A 5,568-nucleotide genomic window follows, 5' to 3' on the forward strand; every position below is an offset into this window, starting at 1 on the left:
AGCCTGGACAGCCTCCTCGACTATCCCGGCGGGGCAGCCCCGTGTCACGAGGGAACCCTTATCGGGTCGGTTCGACCGAGGCAGGACCCTCAAGGCCGTCGTACGACTGGTGTGATGATGGATACCACGAACGCCCGTGTTGCCGAGCATCCAGATCGTTCGAGGCATACCGCCCATCGTATTTTCGCCACTCCGACCCAGAACGAGTTGACCCAAACTGGATGCACACGGAATCCTGTGCGGGGATGATGAGCGCGGTTCAATCGGGCACGGAGCGCACCACGCGCGCCGGAGAGCCCAGGACGATGGCGATCTCGGGTACCTCCTTCGTGACCACGGACGCAGCAGCAACGACTGCGTTGTCACCAATCGTCACACCCGGCAGAATGGTCGCGTTCGATCCAATCCACACATTGCGGCCGATGACGATGCGAGCCGGATGCATATCCGCACGCCGGCTGGGCGCAAGGTCATGGTTGAGCGTGGCCATCACCGTGTTGTGCCCGATCAAGCAGTCGTCCCCTATGACCACACCGCCCTGGTCCTGGAATTTGCAGCCCGAGTTGATGAAAATCCGCTTTCCGAGGGTGATGTTCTTACCGAAGTCCGAGTAGAAGGGCGGGAACACCGTCACAGATTCGTCAACTGGTGCGCCGGTAAGTTGCGCCAGCAATTGCCGCACCCTCGTCGGCTCACGGTATCCGTTGTTGAGTTCCCCGGTGATGCGAAGCGCATCTTGGCTGACTCGGTGCATGACCTCATGCAATGGTGAGTTGCCGGGAATGGTCCGGCCGGCATTCAGCGAATCCAGAAGATCGTCGAGATCCATGGTGTCCCTTCGAATCTGGTTCGGTTAGCGCACGAGACGTGGGTTCCAACTTTGGAAGGCTTTTGTGCCGAGGTGGCCTGGACAGCGCGACGGCGGCCAGCCACAGCAGAAGGCAATCGTACCCGGGGAGGATCTGAGGCGACTAGCCCGTCGTCACGGAGCAACGTCGAACGGGACGGATATGAGTAGCTGCGCCGTGTCCTAACCGTTGCTGTCCTGTCCGTCGGGGGGCAACATCGAGACATGACCAAATACCTCATCTCCTTCCCCAGCGAAGCTATGGTCCTCACCGAGGAAGAGTTCCCGATCGTCGTCGCTGAATCCCACGCTGTGATTGAGGAGGCGAAGGCTGCCGGCGTCTACGTATTCGGTGGCGGGATCGAGGAGGAAGTCGATCCCGTGCTCGTTTCCTCCGACGGGTCAGTGGGCACTGCAATCTACGCGGGCAGCGACCTTACGGGCGGGTTCACCGTGCTGGAGTTGCCAACGCGCGAGGATGCCGTCGAGTGGGCGAGAAGGCTCGCGGTGGCCTGCCGTTGCTCGCAGGAACTCCGCGAGTTCGGGTACGACCCGGACAGTTAGCATGTGATCGCCCATCACTTATGGTCACAACCTCCGTGGGAAGAACACCTAGATCGAGAGCCACCCGATGGCCGGACGTCTCACGGACACTCCCCCGGCGTTAGTACACGCGTATGGCTGATGAACGAGGAAGTTCCCCGTTCGATCCGCCCGCAATGGTTTCCCAGTCAGGTGACTCATGCGCACAGTCCTGACAGCGTGGCGATCGACTGCGCGACGGTCACGCTGTCAAAGCCCACGGGCGAACGGGCACAAGGCTCAGGCGCTCGGTTGCCAGGACCTCTGACGCCCAGCTACACCCGGAGCGCGATGGATAGTGCCGATGAACTGAAGGCTGTACCTTTTCGCCAGCGCCCACGAGTGATTACGCGCGACCTGTAGAAAGCTTCTCAGATTTGTGGGGTAGGCGGGGCTTGAACCCGCGGCCGACGGAAGGCGACGGATCGTTCTCACGGGTCCGTCCTGGACTCGGATACCTAGGACGATCTCGATCTGACCAGGAGTTTCTTGTGTAACGTGCCTCGATTTTTCGGCTCACCTCGGCTCGTCTCGTCAATGTTGAGTGAATAAACGTTGAACAGTTGACGAGGGTGGCGATCTGATACACCGGCAGACCTGTGGCTTCCGTGACGGCATGCGCGTGGGGCGGGTGGTCGGCGCCTTGGAGCAAGCGTTGTTAGAGACTTTCGCCCCTGGCGAGCCTGTCGTTGGCGGGCGTGAAACGCATCACCGGCGACTCTGCAGCGAACCGGAGCGACTCCTCCGTGTCAGTCGCTGTCGCCCAGGTGCCGCGCAGAATCATCGTCATTGCCGTGGCCGATGCGACGATAAGTATCAGGCCTCGTGCGCCGGAGGCGTCTGGCCCAGAGCATGGCGAGCACTCCGGGAACGACGACGATCGCGGGAAGCAGGAAGGTCAGTGCATTGGATTCGGCCTGTCCGAGCAGCACATCGAAGTTGACCAGGATGAGGACCGCCACGGCCGCGAGCGAGACAGCGGCGATGATCGGCGCGACCAGCCTGCTTCCGATGCCGACACCACGCCGGTCACGACGGAAGTACCCGACAACCGCTACTGAGACGAGCGCCATCAGAAGGACGAGGCCGAACGCGCCGGTGTTGGTCAGCCAGGTAAACAGGATAAGCACGGCGAACGGCCCGTTCTCAGGGTTCCAGCCGATCTCGCCGATAGAGAAGGAGATCACCACGACGATGGCAACGATTGTCTGCACGACCGAGCCGGCCCACGGGGCGCTACTCCGCGACCGGACCGAGGCGAGCCCCGACGGCAGCACTCCCTCGCGACCGAGCGCGAAGATATAACGTGCGACCGCGTTGTGGAAACTTACGAGAGCCGCGAACAGGCTGGTGATGAACAGGACCGACATGATGTCGACCCAGAGCACGCCGAGGTGCTGTGCGACGAACCCAAAGAACAGGGGCGGCCCGGCTTCCTCGGCGGTGATGCCGACGGGGTCGAGAATCTTGTCGGGGCCGATCGCCAGGGCAAGCGCCCACGACGAAATCGCGTAGAACACGCCGATTACCGCGACTGCAAGGAAAGTCGCCCGCGGGATCGTGCGGCGCGGGTCCTTCGACTCCTCACTGTAAATCGCCGCCGATTCGAAGCCCATGAACGCTGCGATGCCAAAGGACAACACCGCGCCGACACCGGGAACGAAGAGTTCGCTCGGGCTCATTGGCGCGGCCGAGAAGCCGCCCTCAGCGGGGTTGGCGATCGCAACGACGTCGAACACGATCACGACAGCGAACTCGAGGGCGACCAGCACGCCGAGCACCTTGGCCGAAAGGTCGACGCGGTTCACTCCCATCCAAGCGATGACGGCGATGCAGCCGAAGACGAACACCCACCACGGGATGTCCACGCCCGTCTTTTCGAGTACCAACATCGACATCTGGAAACCGAACATGCCGTAGATCCCGACCTGCATGGCGTTGTATGCGATCAGCGCGATGATCGATGCGCCGACACCGGCCGGCCGGCCGATGCCCTGAGAGACATAGGCATAGAAGGCGCCGGCATTCGTGATGTACCGGCTCATAGCGGCATATCCGACAGCAAAGATCGCAAGGGCGACCGCGAGGACCACGTATCCGAGCGGGATGCCGAGTACATGAGTAACCGAGAAGGCCGATGTCGAACCTCCGGCGATGACGGTCAACGGGGCCGACGCGGCGACGATGAGGAACGCGACAGACAGCACGCCAAGCTTGCGCTTCGCGGGGCGGCGCCTGGCTTCGGCCTCGTCGCCCGGGCCGCTGGCGACCTGTTGGGGGCTCAGGCTCATGGGAACTCCTTCGTTCTGCGCGAGACGAAACTCGTGGGTGTCGCCCCGATTCTGGCCTATTCATCTGACCCCGTCTTGCCATTACCCGCACGGTGCTTGACTTCGCGGGCACGGCTTCCCGAATCGCACCTCACCTGTCCATGCGCGGACGGTCAAGATCGACGCGTTCAGGAACAAGCACGACGACGCCCGGCTGCGTAGCGTGAAGGGCCAGACTCAACGAGGAGGAGTTATGAACAGACTGATTGACGTCCCCGCCGACCACCACACCGCTCTGCTGACCGAAATCACCCCGACCGAGGGTCGGACGCGGCAGATCCTCGATCCGGCCACGGGTGAACAGGTGGGACTCGCACCCGAACACACCATTGAGGACCTCGAGGCGGCCGTAGCCCGGGCACAGGCCGCACAACCTGCCTGGGCCGCCCTGGGCCACGCGGAGCGCAGCGCCCTGCTGCTTCGGGCGGCTGATGCCATCGATGCGAAAGCAGAGGCGCTCGCCCACATCCTCACCCGCGAACAGGGGAAGCCTTTGAATGGCCCGAACGCGCGATTCGAGGTCGGTGGCGCTTCGGGGTGGCTGCGTGCTGCGGCGACGACACCGCTCGAGCCCGAGATCGTTTTCGACGACGGCGACACCCACGCCGAGGTGCACTACCGCCCGATCGGCGTGGTCGGTGCCATCGGCCCGTGGAACTGGCCCCAGATGATCACTGTTTGGCAGATCGCACCGGCGCTGCGCATGGGCAACACCGTCGTAGTGAAGCCGTCGGAGTACACCCCCCTCAGCGTGCTCGCGCTGGTCTCTGTGATCAACGAGGTGTTGCCCGAAGGTGTACTGAACATCGTGGTCGGCGGGCGCGAGGTCGGTGCCGCGCTCTCAGGCCACCCTGCGATCGGCAAGATCATGTTCACGGGCTCGACCTCGACCGGCAAGGCGATCATCCGCAGCTCGGCCGACACCGTCAAGCGGCTCACGCTCGAACTCGGCGGCAACGACGCCGGCATCGTGCTGCCCGACGTCGATCCAGCAGCCATCGCCGAAGGCCTGTTCTGGGGCGCATTCATCAACACCGGGCAGACGTGCGCTGCCCTCAAGCGCCTTTACGTGCATGACGACATTTACGACGAGGTCGTCGAGGCGCTCGAGAAGGTCGCCAGCTCGATGCCTATGGGCGTCGGAACCGATGAGCAGAACGTGCTCGGCCCGCTGCAGAACCGCGCCCAGTTCGACATCGTCGACCGTCTCGTCGAAGCAGCGAAGGCGTCAGGCGCACGGGTCGTGCTCGGCGGAGAACCCGACCGCGAGCAGCCCGGCTACTTTTACCCCACGACCCTCGTGGCCGACATCGACAACGACAACGCTCTTGTCGCCGAGGAGCAGTTCGGGCCCGCGCTGCCGATCATCCGTTACTCGGACATCGACGAGGCTGTCACGATGGCCAACGGCCTCGATGTTGGCCTCGGAGCGTCCGTGTGGTCCGGAAGTCGCGAGCGCGCCCGCGAGGTCGCCGCACGCATCGAGGCGGGCACCGTCTGGATCAACTCTCACGGCGGGGTGCATCCGATGATCCCATTCGGTGGCGCCAAGCAGTCCGGTTATGGGCTCGAATTCGGCGTCGAAGGCCTTAAGTCTCTCGGCGTGCCCCAGGTCATCAACGGCTGACTCGATTCGAACGAACGGATGCCGCAAGCCCGACGGGCTTGCGGCATCCGTTCATTGACCGGGACATTAGCTGGACGAATGGCCACGGCCTAGAGCGCTGGCGCGCCCATCGGACTGCGTTGCCCAGGCACCTCGGCCTCGGTCCACTTCACTAACGGCCAACTGTTGTGCGCCGCCGTCCA

The 5,568-nt window shown here is 63.4% G+C and carries 4 protein-coding genes; 2 read left to right on the plus strand and 2 right to left on the minus strand.

The annotated features are described in order from the left end of the window. Window positions 1-259 precede the first annotated feature (259 nt). A complete protein-coding gene (locus ACLQ62_RS02070) occupies window positions 260-829 on the minus strand; it encodes a DapH/DapD/GlmU-related protein (protein WP_411719999.1) in 570 nt (189 codons plus the stop codon). Between the two features lie 243 nt (window positions 830-1,072). Between ACLQ62_RS02070 and ACLQ62_RS02075 the strand changes: the two genes are divergently transcribed. Beyond that, a complete protein-coding gene (locus ACLQ62_RS02075; RefSeq protein ID WP_411720000.1) occupies window positions 1,073-1,411 on the plus strand; it encodes a YciI family protein in 339 nt (112 codons plus the stop codon). 767 nt (window positions 1,412-2,178) lie between these two features. On the opposite strand, the gene ACLQ62_RS02080 is transcribed toward ACLQ62_RS02075, so the two are convergent. After that, window positions 2,179-3,720 (minus strand): APC family permease, encoded by a 1,542-nt coding sequence (locus ACLQ62_RS02080; protein ID WP_411720001.1) that lies wholly within the window; start codon window positions 3,718-3,720, stop codon window positions 2,179-2,181. A 232-nt stretch (window positions 3,721-3,952) separates the two neighbouring features. Between ACLQ62_RS02080 and ACLQ62_RS02085 the strand changes: the two genes are divergently transcribed. Beyond that, window positions 3,953-5,386, plus strand: a complete 1,434-nt coding sequence (locus tag ACLQ62_RS02085; RefSeq protein WP_411720002.1) for an aldehyde dehydrogenase family protein — start codon at window positions 3,953-3,955, stop codon at window positions 5,384-5,386. Window positions 5,387-5,568: the final 182 nt, after the last annotated feature.

The organism is Mycetocola sp., assembly GCF_046716805.1.
Lineage (GTDB): Bacteria > Actinomycetota > Actinomycetes > Actinomycetales > Microbacteriaceae > Mycetocola_A.